We start from the raw sequence: 628 nt of genomic DNA, 5'->3' as shown, positions 1-628 counted from the left end.
CAAGAAAAATTTCAAATAAAAATCATAAAAACGCTCCGTAGATACTGCGGAGCCAACCCACACGTTCCATGGAGTTCGGAATGAGAAGCCTTATCTATATTGAGCGAATCTTCAACCGCTTTGGTGATTTTCTGGGGTGGTTATCCAGCATCCTCTTCATTTTGTTGTTGTTGAACGTGGTGTACGACGTTGTGATGCGTTACGTGTTTAACGACGTGTCTATCGCGTTTCAAGAAATGGAGTGGCACTTATTCTCTGCTGTCTTTTTGCTTGGCGTGCCTTATGCCATCAAATCCGGCGGTCACGTTCGAGTCGACATTTTTTATGAGCGACTGTCATATAAAGCGCAATCCATCATCGACATCATCGGCACCCTGTTTTTCCTCTTTCCTTTTTGTTTGCTGGTCGCATGGTTTGGTATTGATTTCGCGAAAGAGAGTTATGCCTTGGGCGAGACGTCTGGTGACCCAGGTGGTTTGCCGTATCGATGGATAATCAAAGGCATGATCCCGGTTTCTTTCTTATTTATGGCGGTGAGTGGCGTTGGTTTGCTGCTGCACTCAGTCAATAAAATCGTTAACCCTCATCTTATCTATGCCGGTAACAACGGTAAGTCGTAAAAGGAAGT

Annotated in this window: 1 protein-coding gene; it reads left to right on the top strand. The window is 44.7% G+C overall.

The window, feature by feature from the left end; translation table 11 throughout:
• Positions 1-80 precede the first annotated feature (80 nt).
• Positions 81-620, top strand: coding sequence for a TRAP transporter small permease subunit (locus R8N47_RS26175; RefSeq protein WP_017448440.1), 540 nt, complete (start codon positions 81-83; stop codon positions 618-620).
• The last annotated feature ends 8 nt before the right edge of the window (positions 621-628 follow it).

It is taken from the genome of Vibrio sp. 2132-1, assembly GCF_033344315.1.
This window is presented reverse-complemented; position numbering and strand designations above follow the sequence as displayed.